This window comes from Frankia sp. Hr75.2, assembly GCF_949319125.1.
Taxonomy (GTDB): domain Bacteria; phylum Actinomycetota; class Actinomycetes; order Frankiales; family Frankiaceae; genus Parafrankia; species Parafrankia soli.
This window is the reverse complement of the sequence record NZ_CASGGV010000110.1, coordinates 60,207-78,242: the sequence shown is the minus strand read 5'-3', so window position 1 is coordinate 78,242 and position 18,036 is coordinate 60,207. Positions and strand designations below refer to the sequence as shown.

General features: G+C 73.1%; 11 protein-coding genes. 7 read left to right on the top strand and 4 right to left on the bottom strand.

Annotated features, from left to right (window positions below; genetic code table 11):
* Positions 1–19: 19 nt before the first annotated feature.
* Entirely contained in the window at positions 20–1,270 is a 1,251-nt protein-coding gene (locus tag AC559T_RS09700) for an acyl-CoA dehydrogenase family protein (RefSeq protein ID WP_498868521.1), read from the top strand.
* 75 nt (positions 1,271–1,345) lie between these two features.
* Here the strand turns inward: AC559T_RS09700 and AC559T_RS09695 are convergent, their stop codons facing one another.
* Both AC559T_RS09695 and AC559T_RS09690 read right to left on the bottom strand, forming a co-directional pair.
* Positions 1,346–2,962, bottom strand: a complete 1,617-nt coding sequence (locus AC559T_RS09695) for a glycerol-3-phosphate dehydrogenase/oxidase (protein WP_498868520.1) — start codon at positions 2,960–2,962, stop codon at positions 1,346–1,348.
* Positions 2,959–3,798: a TetR/AcrR family transcriptional regulator gene (locus AC559T_RS09690; protein ID WP_498868519.1), complete on the bottom strand. Its 840-nt coding sequence runs from the start codon at positions 3,796–3,798 to the stop codon at positions 2,959–2,961. The genes AC559T_RS09695 and AC559T_RS09690 overlap by 4 nt, the downstream gene beginning before the upstream one ends.
* Positions 3,799–3,973: 175 nt before the next feature.
* Here AC559T_RS09690 and AC559T_RS09685 point away from each other — a divergent pair, with 175 nt between their 5' ends.
* From AC559T_RS09685 to AC559T_RS09660, 6 genes are all read left to right on the top strand, one after another.
* Positions 3,974–5,785 carry an FAD-binding oxidoreductase gene (locus AC559T_RS09685; protein ID WP_498868518.1) on the top strand — a complete coding sequence of 604 codons (1,812 nt, stop codon included), beginning with the start codon at positions 3,974–3,976 and terminating at the stop codon, positions 5,783–5,785.
* Positions 5,786–5,893: 108 nt separating this feature from the next.
* Positions 5,894–6,259, top strand: coding sequence for a hypothetical protein (locus tag AC559T_RS09680; protein WP_498868517.1), 366 nt, complete (start codon positions 5,894–5,896; stop codon positions 6,257–6,259).
* A 108-nt stretch (positions 6,260–6,367) separates the two neighbouring features.
* Positions 6,368–7,102 carry an SDR family NAD(P)-dependent oxidoreductase gene (locus tag AC559T_RS09675; RefSeq protein WP_071066602.1) on the top strand — a complete coding sequence of 245 codons (735 nt, stop codon included), beginning with the start codon at positions 6,368–6,370 and terminating at the stop codon, positions 7,100–7,102.
* A 530-nt stretch (positions 7,103–7,632) separates the two neighbouring features.
* Positions 7,633–9,009, top strand: a complete 1,377-nt coding sequence (locus AC559T_RS09670; protein ID WP_498868516.1) for an LmeA family phospholipid-binding protein — start codon at positions 7,633–7,635, stop codon at positions 9,007–9,009.
* A 643-nt stretch (positions 9,010–9,652) separates the two neighbouring features.
* Positions 9,653–12,172 carry an FHA domain-containing protein gene (locus tag AC559T_RS09665; RefSeq protein ID WP_498868515.1) on the top strand — a complete coding sequence of 840 codons (2,520 nt, stop codon included), beginning with the start codon at positions 9,653–9,655 and terminating at the stop codon, positions 12,170–12,172.
* A 211-nt stretch (positions 12,173–12,383) separates the two neighbouring features.
* The gene (locus AC559T_RS09660) at positions 12,384–13,358 is read left to right on the top strand and encodes a hypothetical protein (protein WP_498868514.1); all 975 of its coding nucleotides are present in this window, start codon (positions 12,384–12,386) and stop codon (positions 13,356–13,358) included.
* Positions 13,359–14,025: 667 nt separating this feature from the next.
* On the opposite strand, the gene AC559T_RS09655 is transcribed toward AC559T_RS09660, so the two are convergent.
* Both AC559T_RS09655 and AC559T_RS09650 read right to left on the bottom strand, forming a co-directional pair.
* Positions 14,026–16,194, bottom strand: a complete 2,169-nt coding sequence (locus AC559T_RS09655; RefSeq protein WP_498868513.1) for a protein kinase domain-containing protein — start codon at positions 16,192–16,194, stop codon at positions 14,026–14,028.
* A gap of 646 nt (positions 16,195–16,840) precedes the next feature.
* Entirely contained in the window at positions 16,841–17,803 is a 963-nt protein-coding gene (locus AC559T_RS09650) for a chymotrypsin family serine protease (protein ID WP_498868512.1), read from the bottom strand.
* Positions 17,804–18,036 lie beyond the last annotated feature (233 nt).

Here is an 18,036-nt window from a genome sequence, read left to right as displayed (position 1 = left end):
TCCGGAAGGGACCATCGAAGTGTTCTTTGCGCTGACTGACGAGCAGCGTGCCCTGGGCGAGACCGTCCGGGCCTTCCTCTCCGGCCGTTTCGACCTCACGGCGGTGCGGGCGGTGTTCGAGGACACCGCCGGTGACGGGCACCCGCTGGAGCTGTGGAAGTCGGTGGGGGAGCAGGGCTGGCTGGCCGTGTGCGTCCCGGAGGAGTTCGACGGGCTCGGCCTCGGGCTGCTGGACGCCCAGGTGGTCGCCCGTGAGCTCGGCGCGGGGGCCGTCCCGGGGCCATGGCTGCCGACGGTGCTGGCTGGGGAGGCCGTCCGGCTCGCCGGGTCGGACGCGCAGCGGGCCGAGCTGCTGCCCCGCCTCGCCGACGGCGACCTCGTGGCGACGGTGGCCCTGCGGGGAGCCGGCGGGGCCTGGGACGCCTCCGGCGTGGCGGTCACCGCGCGCCCGGCGCCGGGCACCGTCACCGGCATTGCCGCGGGGGCCAACGGGTTCGGTTCCGAAGGGGCCGGGGGCTCCGACGAGCCTTCGGGCTCCGGTGTGTTCGGCGGCTCCGGTGGTCTCGTCGGTGAGCTGTCCGGGACGGCGTCGCCCGTCGAGTATCTCGGGGTCGCCAACCTCGTCGTCGTCGCGGCGATCGAGCCCGGCCCCGCCGGCGCTGCTCCCGGAGCGGGCGAGGTGGGCCTGTACCTGCTCGACCCCGGCGCGGCCGGCGTCGCCGTCCGCCCGCTGGCCGGTCCCGACGGGACCACCCGGCTCGCCGCCCTGGAACTGGCCGGGGCGCGGGCCAGGCGGCTGCCCGGCTCGTCGGCGGCGGCGCTCGCCGACCTCATCCGCCGCGGCGCGCTGCTCACGGCGGCGGACCAGGCCGGGGTCGCTCGCGAGGCGCTGACCAGGACGGTTCACTACGACCGGGAGCGGATCCAGTTCGGCCGCCCGGTCGGCTCGTTCCAGGCGCTCAAGCACCAGCTCGCCGACCTGCACGTCGCGGTCACGATGGCCGAGCACGCCGTGATGTACGCCGCGCACGCGCTCGACGCGGGCCTCGACGACCTGGAGCTCGCCGTCGCCGTCGCCAAGGCGAAGGCGAGCCAGGCGGCCCGGGACGCCACCGCGGCGATGATCCAGTACCACGGCGGCATCGGGTACACCTGGGAGCACGAGGCCCACCTGTTCTACAAGCGCGCCCGCCGGATGTACGGGGCCTTCGGCGACCCTCCCGCCCACCTCGAGCGGGTCGCCGCGCTGACCGTCGACTCCCTGATCTGACAGCTCGGCGCTTCGCAGGCTCGCTCGATCGCCGGCTCGGCTCGGAGTGTCGGTCGGGCCTGGTCGGCCGGTGGCTCAGTCGACCGGCGAGCCGGTGGGGACGGCGCAGGCCGCCAGCACCTCGCGTGCCGCGCCGAGCGCCGCCGCGCGGTCGGCCGGGACGAGCCCGACGCGGGTCCGCCGGTCGAGCAGGTCGTCGGCGTCGAGTGCTCCCTCGTGGCGCACGGCGAACACCAGCTCGGCGCGGGTGACCGCGACTCCCTCGGCGATCGGCGCGAGCAGCTCCGGGTCGCGTTCGGCCAGGGCCAGCACCGCCGGGGCCTGGGTTCCGTAGCGCGCCACCAGCCGGCGCGGCGCCGGCACCGCGGCGAGCACGCGGCGCGAGGCCGCCCCGACGAGGGGGAGCCGGTCGGTCCGACAGGGCCCCGCGTCCAGGTCGGCCTGGGCGACGGCGGCGTCCACCGCGTCCGCCGCCATTCGGCGGTAGGTCGTCAGCTTGCCGCCCACCACGGTGATCACGCCGTCGGACCCGACGTGCACGGCGTGCCGCCGGGACAGGTCCGCCGTGCGCCCGTTCGGGCCGTCCAGCAGCGGGCGCAGCCCGGCGAACGCCCCCAGCAGGTCCGCGCGGTCGACCGGGGTGGCCAGCACGCTCGACACGACGTTCAGCAGCTGCGTGATCTCCTGGTGATCCGGCGTCGGCACGTCCGCGACCTCGTCCGTCGGGATGTCGGTCAGTCCCACGTACACTCGCCCGTCGCCCTGCGGCAGCACGAGGGCGTACCGGTTCCGCTCGCCGGGAATCGGCACCGACAGCGCCGTCGGCGTGCCGCCGAACGCCGCCGCGGGCAGCACCAGGTGGGTGCCGCGGCTGGGGCGGAGCCTGACCTCCGGGGCGAGCGCGGGCGTCCAGACCCCGGTCGCGTTCACCACGGTGCGGGCCCGCAGTGTGCACCGGGTGCCCGTCAGGGTGTCGACCACCTCGACGCCGACCGGCTCCGGCGGCAGGCCGCCGTGCCGTGCCGCGCCGCGCCGCGCGTACCCCGGGCTCTCCACCGACAGCACGCGGACCCGGGTCAGCACCCGGGCGCCGAACGCCGCCGCCGTCCGGGCGATCGTCACGACCAGGCGGGCGTCGTCGACGAGCTGGCCGTCCCAGTGGAGCAGGCCGCCGCGCAGCCCGGCCTCGCGCAGCCCGGGGACCATCCCGAGCGTCTCGACCGCCGAGAGCCGCCGCGGCGGCGGCAGCACCGTGCCGGGGGTCCGGGCGCCCCGCCGCAGCAGGTCCGCCAGGCCCATCCCGGCCCGGGCCAGCATCGCCGAGCCGGCGGGGACGTCCTCGGTGAGCGGCAGCACGATCGGCAGCGGGTGCACCAGATGCGGGGCGGTACGGCGCATCAGGATCTCGCGTTCGAGCGCGCTCTCCCGGGCCAGCCCGAGGTCACCGGAGGCGAGGTAGCGCAACCCGCCGTGGACGAGCTTCGAGCTCCACCGGCTGGTGCCGAAGGCCAGGTCGTGTGCCTCGACCAGCGCGACGGACAGCCCGCGCGAGGCCGCGTCGAGCGCCACCCCGGCGCCGGTGACGCCGCCGCCGACGACGAGGAGATCGACGGCCTCGCCGCCCGCGAGCTCGCCGAGCTCGCGGGCACGGCGGTCGGCGGTGAGCGACGAGCGGTCGAACGGTGTGCTCATGACGGCGCTCCCGGGTGCTCGATCGGCCGGATCTCGTCAACTGCGTCAGCAGCCTCGACGGCCTCAACGACGTCAACGGCCCTGACAGCGTCAGTTGCGTCAGTGGCGTCGAAGGCGGCCTCGGCTGTCTCGCCGGCGCGCGGGGCCAGGTAGCCGTCCAGTGTCAGGTAGAGCTCACGCGCCAGTGCCTCCTCGGTGATCTCGTCGCCCAGCGTGTCCGCGGAGAGAACGTACGACTGCACGACGAGCAGCACCATCCGTGCCTGGGTCGCCGGGTCACCCGCCCGGACGGCGCCGCCCGCCTGCGCCTCGCGCAGCTGCTCGCACAGCAGCTCCAGGACGAGCCGCTGGGTCGCGCCGAGACGCTCCAGGACGTAGGGGACCAGCAGCTCCGGGTCCGTCTCAAGGATCTTGCGGAACAGCGGGTTCGCGCGGAAGGTCTGCGCCGCGGTGACCAGGTAGCGCACCAGGCCGGCCCGCGTGCCGGCGGCCAGGGACGGCTCGGCCGCCCGCGCCGCGGCCGTGACGATCCGGCCCCACTCGCGCGTCATCACGTCGCCGACGAGGGAGCGCAGGTCGGGCCAGCGCCGGTACAGCGTCATCCGGCTGACGCCGGCGCGCCGGGCCACGTCGGTGGCGGTCGTCCGACGCACGCCGACGCTGAGCAGCGACGCGGCGGCGGCATCCAGGACGGCCGCGTCGGCGCTCTCGCCGCGCCGGCCCGCACCGGGAGCGGTTCCCGGAGCGGGCCCGGAGCGGTCAAGGGGTAAGGCGCCGGCCCACGCGGAGCCGCGGCCGGGCGCCGGCAGGGTGTGGGGTGATGTCGGCCCGGTCACCGGCTGTCTCCCTCCCGCGGCTCTCGCCGCTCCCACCCGTCGGGGCGCTCCGCCAGCTCAGCCCTGACTGTGCCCGGGACGGGATCGTGTGACACTGTTACTCGAGTTGTCACAGCGTATCGACGATACCGCCTCGACCCCGGCGGAACGGATGCGAACGGATGAGGTGACGGCGATGACCACTGAGGCGACGACCCCGCCCCCCGGCGCTTCCCCCAGGCCGGGCGCGGGGAGTCCTGGGGACCAGAGCGTCCGTCCGGCACCGGGCCCGGGGGACACCACCCCGACCGCGCCCGCCGATCCGGTCTGGTGGGGGTGGGGCGCCGCGGCCGCGCACCACCCGCTGCCGGGCGCCGTCCGCGACCTGCTCGGCCAGCTGGGCATTCCGTCCCGCCCCAGCGCGCCGGTCGCGCTCGCCGACATCACGCTCCCGCCGGTCCGCCTGCCGGGTGAGGTGCTGGACGAGCTGCGGGCCGTGGTCGGCGCCGGCCATGTCCGGGATGACCGCGAGGCGCGGATCCGCCACTGCCGGGGCCGCTCCACCGTCGACCTGCTGCGGCTGCGGTCCGGGGACGCCTCCGACGCGCCCGACGCCGTCGTCGCGCCGCTCGATCACGACCAGGTCCTCGCGGTGCTGCGGATCTGTTCCCGCCACCGCGTGATCGTCGTCCCGTTCGGTGGCGGCACCTCGGTCGTCGGCGGCCTCACCCCCCGGCTCCCGTCGGGTCAGGCACCCGACGGCGCACCCCGGTGGCACGGCGCCGTCGCGCTCGACCTGCACCGGCTCGACGGCCTCCTGCGCGTCGACCAGCTCTCCGGGACGGCGGTGCTGGGCGCCGGCCTGCGCGGGCCCGCCGCGGAGGCGCTGCTCGCCGAGCACGGCCTGACCCTCGGGCACGTCCCGCAGTCGTGGGAGTACGCCACGATCGGCGGGTTCGCGGCGACCCGGTCGAGCGGCCAGGCATCGGCCGGCTACGGGCGGTTCGACCAGCTCGTCACCGGGCTGCGGCTGGCGACCCCGGTGGGGACGTGGCAGCCGGGGCGGGGGCCGGCGTCGGCGGCCGGTCCCGACCTGCGCCAGCTCGCGCTGGGCTCCGAGGGCGCGTTCGGGGTGATCACCGAGGTCACCGCGTGGGTGCGCCCGGCCCCGGCGCGGCGGCGGTACGAGGGCTGGCGGGTCACGGACCTGGCCACCGGCCTGGACCTGCTGCGCGAGCTGGCCCAGCGGGACCTGCTGCCCACCGTCCTGCGCCTCTCCGACGAACTGGAGACGGCCGCCGGCCTGGCCAACGCCGTCAGCGCGGGCACCGATGTCACCGCCGGTGCCGATGCCGCCAACGCGGCCGACGGCCCCGCGGGCGCCGATGCCGCCGCCGATGTCACCGCCTCGGGCGGGTGCTACCTGGTCACCGGGTACGAGGGGAGCGAGGACGAGGTGACCGGACGCGCCGCGGAGGTCCGCGCGGTCCTGAGGGACGCCGGCGCCCGCCCGCTCGGCGAGGACGTGGGACGGGACTGGGCCGCCGGCCGCTTCCACGCCCCATACCTGCGCGACGCGCTCCTGGACGAGGGCATCTTCGCCGAGACCCTGGAGACGGCCGGGTACTGGTCGACGATCCCGACGCTGTACGCGGCGGTCCGCGCGGCGGTGACCGGCGCGATCGAGTCCGACGGGTCGCCGGCCGTCGTTCTCTGCCACGTCTCGCACGTCTACCCGGCGGGGGCGTCGCTCTACTTCACGGTCGTCTGCGCCGAGGGCCCGGACCCGATCTCCCGCTGGGACCGGGCGAAGCGCGCCGCCGGAGACACGATCATGGCGAACGGTGGCACGATCACCCACCACCACGCGGTCGGCACGGACCACCGTCCCTGGATGCCCGCGGAGGTCGGCGAGGTGGGCGTCGCCGTCCTGCGCGCGGTGAAGGCCGTGCTGGACCCGGCGGGCATCCTCAACCCGGGTGTCCTCGTGCCGCCGCCGTCCGAGTAGCGCCGCCGTCCGGATACCGCCCACGGCCCACCGGGGTCGTCGATACCGGATCTCGCCGGGTAACGGGGCTCCGTGTGACGTCGCGGACACATTGGGTATCGATCCAGGATGCAGACACTCGCCGCCGTCATCGTCGCCCTGGTGCTGATCTCGCTTCCCATCCTGGCCGTCGCGGCCGTGCTCGCGGTCGTTTACCGCCGGGCGGCGCCCATCCGAGCCGCGAACGCGATCCCCGCCGCCCGCCCGGCCGGCGGGGACGTGGTTGCCAACCGTGCGGCATCCGGCGTCGGCCGGGCAGCCACCGGCGCCCGGCCGGTCGAGCGCCGTGGCGGCCGCCCGAAGCGGCCCCGCCGTCCACTGCTGTCGCGCCGCCGCCGCACCAGCACCGCCAACCGCGCCGGGACCGGCAGCCGCACCGGCACTGCCAACCGCACCGACCGCGCCGGCAGTCGGACGTCGTCCAGCTCGCGTTGAGGGCAGTTCTGGCCGGCCCGGGCCGTCGGGGGTGATGATTCGGGCGCGACCTGGCCGAACCGGTCGCATCGCGACACGGGGGAGGACATCGCGCGTCAGGATGGGCACATGAACAACGGCACGGCCACCGGCCGGGAGCCGGCGCCGCCGACCCGCGGGCTGATCGTGGTGGGGCCGGGTGCCGCCTTCGGCGGCCCGCTGCTGCGCCGGTTCGCCGAGGAGGGGTTCGCGCTCGGCGTGCTCTCGCGCTCCTCCGACACGGTGGCCCGGATTACCGCCGAGCTCGCCGCGGACGGCCACGACGTCACGGGCGCGGTCGCCGATGTCACCGACCAGGCGGCCTTCGGGACGGCGACGCAGCGGCTCGCCGCCGCGATCGGTGGGCTGACCGTGCTGGTCTACAACGCCAAGCTGAGCATCCGTGGCACCGCGTTCTCGGTGCGGGCGGACTCCATGAACCAGACTCTCGCGGTGAACGTGACCGGGGCGCTGACCGCTGTCCAGGCAGCGGTGCCCCTGCTGGTGGACCGGCCGGGCGCCACCGTCCTGCTGACGGTCGCGGGCACCCGCAGCGAGCCGGCGGCGGGGCGTTTCGCGCTCGCGGTGGGCAAGGCCGGCCTGGCGGCGATGGGCGGGGCGATGGCTCCCGGGCTCGCCGCCCAGGGCGTTCGCCTGCGCACGGTGGTGCTCGACGGCCGGGTCGGGCTGTCCGGGCCGTTGCTGCCGGAAGCCGTCGCCGATCACTTCTGGCACGCGTTCGCGGCTCCGGGCGGGACGGCGTTCCGCCTCGCCGCCCCACCGCGCCGGCGCCGCGGCGCCGCCCAGCTCCCGCTGGAGGTCTGACCTGACGATGCCGCCGGCGGCCCGCGGGCCCCGCCCGGCCCCGCCCGGCCGGACATCGCCGGTTCTGGCGGCACCGTCCGGCTCGGGTGGACAACGCACGGAAAACGGATCGAACGGGGCACTTCGCCGCGAGTCATGGAACAGCGCGTCACCGACGAATGTCCGGGTCGGTAATCCGACACGTACACAACACAGGTGATCGGACCCGACACCGCTGTCCAGCCGCCCCACGTGCGACCATCTTTTGATGGGCCGACGGTTCGGACGGCGGCCCGGCCGGTCGAAGGCTCGTGGTCGAGTGCTTCGGCCGTCACCGTGCCGCCGACCGTCACCTCGTTTCCGCCGCCCGATCGGGCCCGTGCCGGCCAGGCACGGGGCCCCGGGGCTGTGGGGCGATGCGTGCGGGGCCGTGCCGCCGGCCGGGCCACGCCGATCGTTGATCGGGGCGGTGGACGACTCGACATGACCGACTGTGACACGGCGGCGCCACGCCGGAGGCCCCGACGTGGCGCGGAGCGGGAGATGTTCCGGTGAACCACGGGCGCGGCGGGGACGGGCAGGAGCCCGCGGACGCCACCAATGTCATGCCCCCCGGGGGATCCGGCGGGGGCGAGGGCGGCACCAGGCCGACCCAGGACGTGCGGCGCCGCTCCCGGCCAGGAGCCCCGGCGGCCCCGCCGCCACCCGCGGACGCGTTCCGCCCGGCCGGTCCGCCACCACCCGCGGACGCGTTCCGCCCCGGCCGTCCGGTGCGCCCTGCCGACGAGCAGCCGGAGCACGATCACGTGCCCCCGATGACGGAGCCCACGCTCGGCGGGGCCATCGACGCGGTCCGGCGCGGTGCCGGGGCCCCTGGCGCGGCGGCGCCCGCTCCGACGGCGCCCGTCGGGCCGGGTGACCTGTGGACGGGGCCGGCCTCCGGTCAGTCCCCGCGGCCTGGTGCGACCGGCCCCCAGTACGGCCAGCCTGGTCAGGCCGCGGGTACCTACACCGACAGCGGCGGCCATGTCCGCCCGGTGCCCGGGAACGGTAACTACGGGGAGGCCTACCCGGCCGCGTCCGACAGCGGGGGTCTGCCGGGCGGCCCCGGTGGTCCGCCGGGTGGCTCGGGCCCGGAGCCGGGCCCGGCGCCCGCTCGGCGGCGGCGCCGCGGGCGCATCCTCGCGATCGTTGTTGTGGTCCTCCTTGTGCTCTTCGTGGTGGGCGACCGGGTGGCGGTCGCGATCGCCAAGGACCAGATGGTCAAGCAGATCGAGGTCAGCGTCGCGGAGAGCCTGGAGCCCGGCGCGACTCCGCCGACGGTGAAGAACGTCACCATCGGCGGCTTCCCGTTCCTCACCCAGGTGCTGTTCGGAAAGTTCAAGGACATCGGCGTCACGATCGAGGGAATACCAACCCCCGGCCCGCGTATCTCGCAGGTCCACGCGAATCTCAAAGGCCTTCACGTACCGCTCGGCGACGCACTCTCCGACAACGTTGGCGAGGTGCCGGTGGACGACGTCCGGGCGACGGTTCGGATCAGCTATGACGACCTGAACACCTACCTCGCGAAGCAGGATCCGCCGGTTCAGGTCAACCCGGTGGACGGCGGTGACCGGGTCGAGATCTCCAGCCGGATCGACACCGGGTTTCTCGGATCGCAGGAGATCGGTGGCGTGACCACCTTCGAGGTTCAGGACAACGCGCTCACCCTCGTGCCGTCGGAGCTGTCGCTGAAGGGCGCGATCAACGCCAACATCCCGCTCCCCGCGGGTCTTCGGCTCGACTCGATCCCCGTCCCGATCGCCGGACTGCCGTTCGACCTCAACATCGTCGCGGCGTCGACGGACGCCTCGGGCCTCTCACTCACCGCGACGGCCAAGGACGTCATCCTGCCGGCCGCCCCTCAGTCGGCTGGCGGGCAGTGACCCGCAAGATCCCGATAATTCGGGCGTATCGCCGCGTCGAGGGCTGGCCAGAGGCCCCGGCGCGGGGTCGTGGCCGCCGGGCCGCCCGGCGGCGCCGGGCGGTGGTGGGCCGCGGAGCTCCCGCGGCGGGGGGCGGCCACAGTGCCCCCCGCGGTGGCGTCCACGGGCACCATGGAGATCGCGGCGGAGGGGTGTCCGCGCGGGCTGCGGGCGCGTACGGTAGCGGGTCAGATCGGCGACAGAAGCTGCTCCCGGGTCTTCCGGACGGGCATTGTCGGTGGTGCACCGATCCCGTCCTCGTCGCCGGTGCTCGTGCCGGACTTGCCACACTCGGTCACAGCTCCGCTGCTGGCGAGATATGAAAGGCACCGGGAAGTGAACGAACGACGCGAGGAGGGTTAGAGGTGTCGGCTCCAGAAACGGCTGAAGCGGCCCGTTCGACGGCGCTCGCGTCACCCGGGCTGGATCAAGGTCGACACCCGACGCTACGATCTGCGGCATCCCGCAAGATCGGTCAAGGTAGTGAGGATCCACCGGTGGTGGCACCGTTGCCCGTCCCGTCCGGAGACCGATCCGGACGATGTGCAGAAGAGGATTTCGGCGGGGCATCCCGGCCTGCGTCCCGTCGTGAAGGGGGAGAGTCGTGCAGACGACGTATCTGAGAGTCGTCACCGAGGCCGGTGCCGCCACTGTGCCGGCAGGTGAGCAGTTCATCATCGGACGTGCTCGGACCGCGGACTACGTCATCGCCGACAGTCGCGTCTCCCGACGGCACCTGCTGGTCGAGCAGACCGGATCGGGCTGGTCCGTCCGCGACATCAGCTCCAACGGCACCTGGGTCGACGGCCAGCGGATGCCCGAGTCGGTGAGCGTACAGGGCGAGGTCCGGTTCCGGCTCGGCACTCCCAGCGGGCCCGAGGTCGTGGTCATGCCCGAGTTCCCCGCCGCGCGCGGCGGGTTCGACGACGAGCCCGAGTACGACCCGGCCGGCTACGACATGCAGACGATGCTGCCCGGCTCCAGCGGCTACCAGCCCCCGCGGCCCACCGCCCCGACCCGGGGCCAGGGCGGCGGGCGCGGCTCGTCGTCGCCGACCGGGCCGGCCGCCGGCGGCGGCGGCCGTGGCGGCAGCGGCTACGACCCGGCACGGACGCCGTCCGGCTCGACGAGCCTGGATCAGGAGCACGAGCGCCGGACGACCTACCGGCTCCGGCAGGGCACGATGTCGCTGGGCCGGGCCCGCGACAACGACATCGTCATCACCGACCTGTTGGCCTCCCGCCGGCACGCCGAGCTCTACATCAACCGCAACGGGCTGCAGATCGCCGACCTCGACTCGGCCAACGGCGTCTTCGTCAACGGGCGCCGCATCAGCCGGGCGAACGTGAGCCAGGGCGACGTGATCGCCATCGGCCACCACGTCTTCCAGCTCGAGGGCGAGCTTCTCGTCGAGTACCTCGACTCCGGCGACGTCAGCTTCGAGGCCGATGCCCTGAACGTCTGGGCCGGCGAGAAGCAGCTCATGCACGACATGACCTTCAAGCTTCCCGGGCGTGCGCTGCTCGGCGTGGTCGGCCCGTCCGGTGCCGGCAAGTCGACCCTGCTCAACGCGCTGACCGGGTTCCGCCCGGCGGACAAGGGCAACGTCCGCTACGCCGGGCGGGACATGTACTCCGAGTACGACGAACTGCGCCGCCGGATCGGCTACGTGCCGCAGGAGGACCTGCTGCACACGTCGCTGACCGTCCGCAGGGCGCTCGAGTTCGGCGCCGAGCTGCGGTTCCCGCCGGACACGACGAAGGCCGAGCGTCGGCAGCGGGTCGACGAGGTCCTCGCCGAGCTGGGCCTGACCGCCCACGCGAACACCCAGGTGTCGCGGCTGTCCGGTGGTCAGCGTAAGCGGACCTCGGTCGCCCTGGAGCTGCTGACCAGGCCGACCCTGCTCTACTTGGACGAGCCGACGTCCGGTCTCGACCCGGGCATGGACAAGAACGTCATGGAGTCGCTGCGCAAGCTGGCGGACGACGGCCGTACGGTCGTCGTCGTCACGCACAGCGTCGCCCAGCTCGACCTCTGTGACTACGTGCTGGTCCTCGCGCCCGGTGGCTACGTGGCCTACTTCGGCCCGCCCGGCGACGCCCTGCCCTTCTTCGGCGCGAAGGACTACCCGGACGTCTTCCTCACCCTCGAGGCGACCCCGGGTGCCGAGTCGGCGGCCCGGTTCCGGCAGTCGCGGTACTACGTCCCGGCGTCGATCACCGCGCCGTCGGCGCGGCCGGCGCCCGAGGACCTGCCGTCCATCCGGCAGCAGTCGGTCATCTCTCAGCTCGTCACGCTGAGTCGACGGACGATGGCCGTCGTCGCCTCCGACAAGTCCTACCTACGCCTGATCATCGCTTTCCCGTTCCTTCTCGGGGCGATCCCACGAGCAATCCCCGGGGATCTGGTGGTGCAAGCGGACGGGCCCAACAGAGACGCCCCGACGGTCCTACTGGTCGTAACACTGTGTGCCTGTTTCATGGGCATGTCGAACTCGGTACGAGAAATCGTCAAGGAGAGACCGATCTATCGCCGAGAACGGGCGATCGGCCTATCCCGGACGGCTTATATCGGCTCGAAGGTCCTGGTTCTGACCCTGGTCACGACCCTGCAGGCCCTGGTGTTCACGACGATCGCGCTGGCCGGCCGCAAGATGGGTGAAGGGCTGTTCGGCTTCCCCTTCCTCGAGGCCGCGGTCGCCGTGATCGCGCTGTCGCTCGCCTCGGCCATGCTCGGCCTGGTCATCTCCGCGCTGGTCGACAACGCGGACAAGACCATGCCGCTGCTGGTGCTCATCACCATGGCCCAGCTGGTCTTCTCCGGCGGTCTGGTTCCCGCGGAGGGGACGGGCGGCCTCGAGCAGGCCAGCTGGATCGCACCGGCCCGGTGGGGCTTCGCCGCCCTCGCCTCGGTGATCGACCTGAACAAGATCTCCGGCTTCGGCACTCCGATCAACCCGGACTTCCCGGCCGACCCGCTGTACGACTTCACGAGCACCCAGTTCCTGATCGACCTCGGTGGTGCCCTCGCGGTGGGCACCATCTGCGTGATCGTCACCTCGCTGCTGGTGCGGCGGATGGACCCGAAGACGGCGAAGCGCCGCCCGGCCGCTCCCGTCCGCTAGGCGCCACCGCCACCCCACCGCCAGCGCGGTCGCGGTCGCGCACACACGGCACGCTCGAAGGGGCGGTGCCCACCCTCGACCAGGGTGGGCACCGCCCCTTCGGTGTTCCGGCCGGCCGGCCGGCCGGTGGACAAGCTCGTACGGGATCTGGTCGTCCACACCGGCGGCCGGGGCCGGCCGGCGTGCCGCGTGGCGGCGCAGACTCGGGCGCATGCCGGACGTTAACGACCGAGTCGTCGCCCTGGCCCGGAGGCAGGACGACATGATCACCCGTAGCCAGGCCCGCGGGCTCGGCCTGTCCGACGGGGCGATCGCCGCCCGCCGGCGGGCCCACGGCTGGCACACCCCGATCCGTGGCACCCTCGTCATCCCTCCGGTGCGCGACCGGGTGCGTGCCCATGCTCGGGCCGCGCTCGCGGCCGCCGGCGGGACGGTCTGCCTACTGACCGCGGCCCGGCTGCACGGGCTCCCCGGTCTGCCACCCCAGGGCACGACCGAGCCCGTCGACGTCGCTTTCCCGGGCGGGGCCGCGTTCCGCGGCCGGCGTGGCTGCCGGCGTCACTGCATGGAGCTGACGCCAGGCGAGACGACGGACCTCGCCGGCATCGAGGCGACAACCGCCCACCGCACGCTGCAGGACATCATCCTCCGCCTCGACCGCGCGATCTCCGTACCGATGCTGGACGCTCTCCTGCACCTCGGCTGGCCGAACGGTCGCGGTACCTCCGGGGCGGCTCTCGGCGCGGTGCGTCCCTCGTCCGACTACGTGGACCTGAAGGAGGCGGTGCTGCGTCGCAACGACGCAGGTGAGGGGCCACCCGGCATCACCCGGTTATGGGACCTGGTGGACGGGCGCGCGGGCACCCCGCTGGAGTCGCGGGTGCGCCTGGCCCTGGCCGAGGCGGGCCTCGAACCGGAGGCGGTCCGGTGGGCGCCGCCCGGTCCGGCCACCGGCCGGGCCGGTGAGCGGGTGCATCTCGCCTGGCCGTCGGCCGGGCTGGCGGTGCAGACCTACGAGCTCGCGGCCCCGCCGGCCCGGGAGCGGCAGACCGCCCACCGGAGCCGGTTACAGGCGCAACTGGCCGACCTCGGCATGAGCACCCTGTGGCTCACCTGGAGCGACCTGCACGATCCGAACCATCTGGCTTCGCGAATCCGGCGCCGCCTCGCCAGCTCCGGCCGGTGAGGTGTTCCTGACCAGGCCAGCCCGGGCAGGTGGCACTGTTCGCTCAGGGCTCCCCGCCGGAAAGCGTCCAGCAGGTCAGCACCACGGTCGTCATGAGCACTGAACCAGGAAGAACCGTGGCCATGCCGCCCTGGTCGAACCCGAACACTCCGCCCAGCAGAACCCTGCCATGTCGCGTCTCACTCTCAGATCGGCCGCGACGGCCAACACGACCGTCTCCATGTCTCATTTCGTTGGTGGCGTCAGGTCGGCGGATATCAGGTCGGTGAGCGCGGCGTCCTTCTCGGAGAATCGAAAAACGATTCACCGCAGCACTGCCAACGGCAGAGACGTCGGCAGCTCATGGAAGGAACCGGGCAGGGGACCGGAGTGGGCTACGACCGGTCTTCGGGCTCGGACACGGCAACGCGCTCAAGGATGACCAGAGGTCTCCAGGGAAGGTCGACTAACACGGCGGGGCGCAACACAGCTCGCTTCGCCGACCAGACTTCCCGGCACACCGGGGTAAACGGTGTCGGTCCGCCATCGGGACCGCAAGTACCGCTGTCGAGGGGCTGAAACCAGAACCATCCCGAACAGCGTGATCGCCTGACGCTGTGTCTCGCGTCAGGCGATCACGCTGTTCGGGATGGAGGCGGTCCTCCCCGTGGGGAGGGGTGAGGCTTGGTCAGCCGCTCGCCCAGCGGATGTGGAAGCCTGCGGTGCTGGTGAGGAGACGGTCCGCCGCGGTCGTGTCCGCCGGGTCCGTGAGGTAGACCCGGCGGAGCGGCGTGCCCCGCTCGCCGGTGAAACTCAGGAGCTTTCCGTCGGGTGAGTAGGCCGGATCCTGGTCCCGCCCCGGCTCGGCGGTGACACGCTCCACTTGGGAGCCGTCGGTGTTCATCTGGTAGATCTCGAGGTCACCGTCGACCTCGCGGCTGAAGGCGATCCGCTTGCCGTCCGGGGAGAAGGTCGGGTCGGCGTCCCGGTTGCCCTGGCCGTTGGTGATCGGCGTCGGCTGGGAGTCGGGCCTCGCCGGGATCGTCACGATGAAGCCGCGGTCGCTCTCCGTCTCGGACGACCAGTAGGCGATGAGCTCACCGCTCGGTGACCAGGCCGGGTCGGTCGCCTGGGGCTTGGCGCCGAGGCGGAACAACCCGGAGCCGTCGAGCGAGACCACATACAGACCCGGGTTCGGGAATCCGGACTCATCGGTCGTCGACCGCACGACGAGGAACTTGCCGTCCGGAGACAGCGATGGCCGGGCGTCGTCGGCGATCGTCAGCTTCGCCGCGGGGCCGCTGGTGAACAGCTTCACCGGGGACCCCGATCCGTCCGCCGCCACCGCGTAGAGGGCGTTGGGCGAGCCCTTGCGGAAGAAGACGACCGTCCGGCGATCCTTGCTGATCGAGGGCAGCATGTCGTTCTCGGCCGCGGTGGTGATCGGCTTGATGTCCGCGAGCTCCCCCTGCGCGGGGGGAACGCGGCCTGTGAACAGGTCGTAGTTGCCGTTCTGGTCGCTGGCGAAGACCATCGTGTCGAGGTCGAGCGGGGTTGCCGCCTGCGGAATCCCGGACGCGGCCCCGCCGCTGGCGGGGGCTGACCCGCTGGACGCGGTGGAGCTGTCGTCGCTGTCGTCGCCGCCGCTGGTCGCGATCAGGGTCGCGGCGACGACCACCGCCGCGACCGCCGCCGCGGCGCCGACGATTACGGGCGTGCGGCGCTTCTTAGCTGGCGCGCCGCCCGTGCCGCCCGTACCCGGAGTGTCGCCGCCCTGCGCAGGGGGCGTCGGGCCGCCTGCCTGGGGGTGGAAGCCGCCCTGGGCGCCCGGTCGGCTGCCGACGCCGGTCGGCAGCCTGGTGGGGGCCTCGGTGCTGCTGTAGCCGGCGGGGCCCTGGGTCCCGGCCGTGGTGGCCATCGTCGGGCCGTCCTCCGCCGGGCCGCTGCCGGGCACGGGCAGGTTCCAGCCCTGCAGGACGTTGGTGACCTCGCGCGGGTCGATCGTGGCGTCGGCGTCCTCGCCGGAGTCACCGAGCAGGCGAAGCATGAGCTGCTGCGCGGTCGGCCGGGTGGTCGGGTTCTTGCGCATCGCGTGCCAGACGATGGGGTGCAGCGCCGGGTCGACGCCGTCGAGCCGCGGCTCCTCGTGCAACGCCCGGTAGAGCAGCACCTGCGCGTTGCCGTCCCCGAACGGGTAGCGCCCGGTGGCGGCGTAGGTCACCACACCGCCCCACGCCCAGATGTCGACGGCCGGGGTGACGGTCCCGCCCTCGATCTGCTCGGGGGACATGAAGGCGGGGGTGCCGAGCTGCTGGAGGTCACCGGTGAGGTTCGTGGCGGCGTCCAGCGCGCGGGCGATGCCGAAGTCGATGACGCGGGGCCCGAACGGTGAGAGCACGACGTTCGACGGCTTGAGGTCGCGGTGCACGATGCCGGCCCGGTGGATCGCGGTCAGCGCCGCCGCCACCCCGACGGCGAGCTGCTCGAGGTTGGCGTCGGCGAGCGGGCCGTTGCGGGCGACGAAACGCGAGAGGGTCTCGCCCTCGATGAACTCGGTGACCAGGTAGGGCTGGGGCGCGTCCGGGTCGGCGTCGAGGACCTCCGCGGTGCAGACCCGGGCGACCCGGCGAGCCGTCTCGGCCTCGAGCCGGAACCGGGCGCGGAACTCGGAGTCGTCGGCCACGTCGGCGCGGATCACCTTGATCGCGACATAGCGGCCCTGCTGCGACCGGCCGAGGTAGACCGTGCCCATGCCGCCCTGGCCGAGCTTGCTCAGCAACTGGTACGAACCGAGTTCACGGGGATCGTCCGCGCCGAGCGGAACGGTCCTCGCCGTCACACCGGCATCCGATGACATCGAGCCCACCCTCACCTGCCGTGGCGGGTCGAGTGCCTCATGTGAGGATCGCCGCCGTGTACCGGAGTCTGTTCACTATCGGTAGATCACTACCACAGAATTGGGTCCGAGCGCCATTCCCGCGAATCGGAAGAGAATCCTGTGCAGTCGGCATCACTGTATGCGGGGGCGGTGGTGAAAGCGCACCCCGCCCGGCTGTCTTTGGGCGGACATGCCCGCCGGCGCGGGGTCGGTGTCGGTGCTCCGACAATGCTGTGCGATTGTTCCGGGTGGCGTACCCGCGCGGCAGCCCACCGGGACGGCCACCGGCGGTGGGCGGGAACAGGTACCGGGCGGTGGGCGGGAACAGCCAGGTCCGGGCCGCCTCGACGGCCGGCGGAGCCACGTCGACAGCCCCGGACCCGGCGGGCCCCCGACTGTCGACGGTCTCCTGGCCGGAATGCCCGGCCCACCACCTCCCGTAAAGCGTGCCTCGGATGCCTGTGTGTGCGCTGCCGGGCCGCGTGACGCCTGTCGTCCGGCGCGCGGCCGGTGGACGGGAAAACGGCGTTCCGGTAGGTGGTGGGCCTTGAAACGAGAGACCGGCCGGACCCGGGCGAGAGGAGTGCGCTCGGGGCCGACCGGTTCGTGAACAGGCGTGCGAGAACTATGTCACGATATGTACGCCGTAGCGTGCCGCGACGTTGTTCCACAGCTCGGCGTACGAGGTGGTTCCGTTACCCGCGATGACGTGCCCGCGGATGTGCTTGTCGGTGCCGCTGGTGGAGCCGACGAAGAACGGCGAGCCGGAGTCGCCGCCCTGTGGGAGGACACCGCCGGTGAAGGCGGCCACGGGCGACTTGCAGCCGCTGCTGGTGCAGACGGTGGCCGTGACGCTCTGCGCGGTGTGCCCGCAGTTCTCACCCGTCGTGCGGCCGCTGTGGCAGTAGTTGGTGAAACCGACGACGGGATTGCCGGCGCCGGCGACGTGGTAACCGGTGCTGCTGTTGACGCCGCCGCCGTAGATGAACGATCCGTACGACTGGCCGCCGAGCAGCTCCATGTCCTTGCTGGGCAGACCGTTGCCGCTGACGACGCCGAAGGTGCGGTTGCCCAGCTCCGTGACCTCGGTCGCGCCGTTGGGCGCGCAGTGCCCGGCGGTCACCTGGTAGCGGGTGTTCGCCGAGTTGGCGACGGTGTAGCCCGAGGAACAGATGGCCCCACCGGACCTGATCCCGGCGCCACCCCAGAATGCGGGGATGTCGTCGCGCCGGCTGAACAGGTCGGTGACCTTCCCCTTGCGGACCACGACCTGGCTCGCGTCCTTGCCGAGCAGCGCGGCCACGTCCCGCGTGGGCGCGTCGGTCTCGACGATGACCTTGCCCAGGTCGGGATCGGCGTAGACGCCGAAGGTGTAGGAGGTGCCCTTGGCCTGGACGAAGGAGACGACCTTCGACCCGATCGTGCTTGAGGTCGCGGCCAGATCGGCCGCGACCTGGTCCGTCGCGAAGGTGGCATCCGCGGCCGGAGCGGCCACTGCGTTGTCGACCGCGATGGTCGCCTTGCTGTCGCCTGACGAGTTCGCGGCGTACACCGGAATCGTGCTCGCGATCACGGTGAATCCGGCCATCGCCAGGCCGGCTCCGCCCCAGCGGAGCCTCGATCTGGAATTTCTCACCTATGTACTCTCCGAAAATCTGCAGAACGATTGTCGGATGCGTTCAGGTTGTCTGCCCACCTGGTGCATCTCTCCGAATCACTGGAGATCGTCGGCACAGTACCGAGGTGGTTCGGAGCGTCGATGTTTCGACGCCTGTCTCCTTCTTGACAAGGCAAGCCGCACAAACAGTGCGTTGTGCGGTG

Excerpts from the sequence above, each read along its gene's own strand:
- AC559T_RS09695 (WP_498868520.1), bottom strand. The coding sequence starts at position 2,962 with ATGAGCACACCGTTCGACCGCTCGTCGCTCACCGCCGACCGCCGTGCC.
- AC559T_RS09685 (WP_498868518.1), top strand. The coding sequence starts at position 3,974 with ATGACCACTGAGGCGACGACCCCGCCCCCCGGCGCTTCCCCCAGGCCG.
- AC559T_RS09680 (WP_498868517.1), top strand. The coding sequence starts at position 5,894 with ATGCAGACACTCGCCGCCGTCATCGTCGCCCTGGTGCTGATCTCGCTT.
- AC559T_RS09675 (WP_071066602.1), top strand. The coding sequence starts at position 6,368 with ATGAACAACGGCACGGCCACCGGCCGGGAGCCGGCGCCGCCGACCCGC.
- AC559T_RS09660 (WP_498868514.1), top strand. The coding sequence starts at position 12,384 with ATGCCGGACGTTAACGACCGAGTCGTCGCCCTGGCCCGGAGGCAGGAC.
- AC559T_RS09655 (WP_498868513.1), bottom strand. The coding sequence starts at position 16,194 with ATGTCATCGGATGCCGGTGTGACGGCGAGGACCGTTCCGCTCGGCGCG.
- AC559T_RS09650 (WP_498868512.1), bottom strand. The coding sequence starts at position 17,803 with ATGGCCGGATTCACCGTGATCGCGAGCACGATTCCGGTGTACGCCGCG.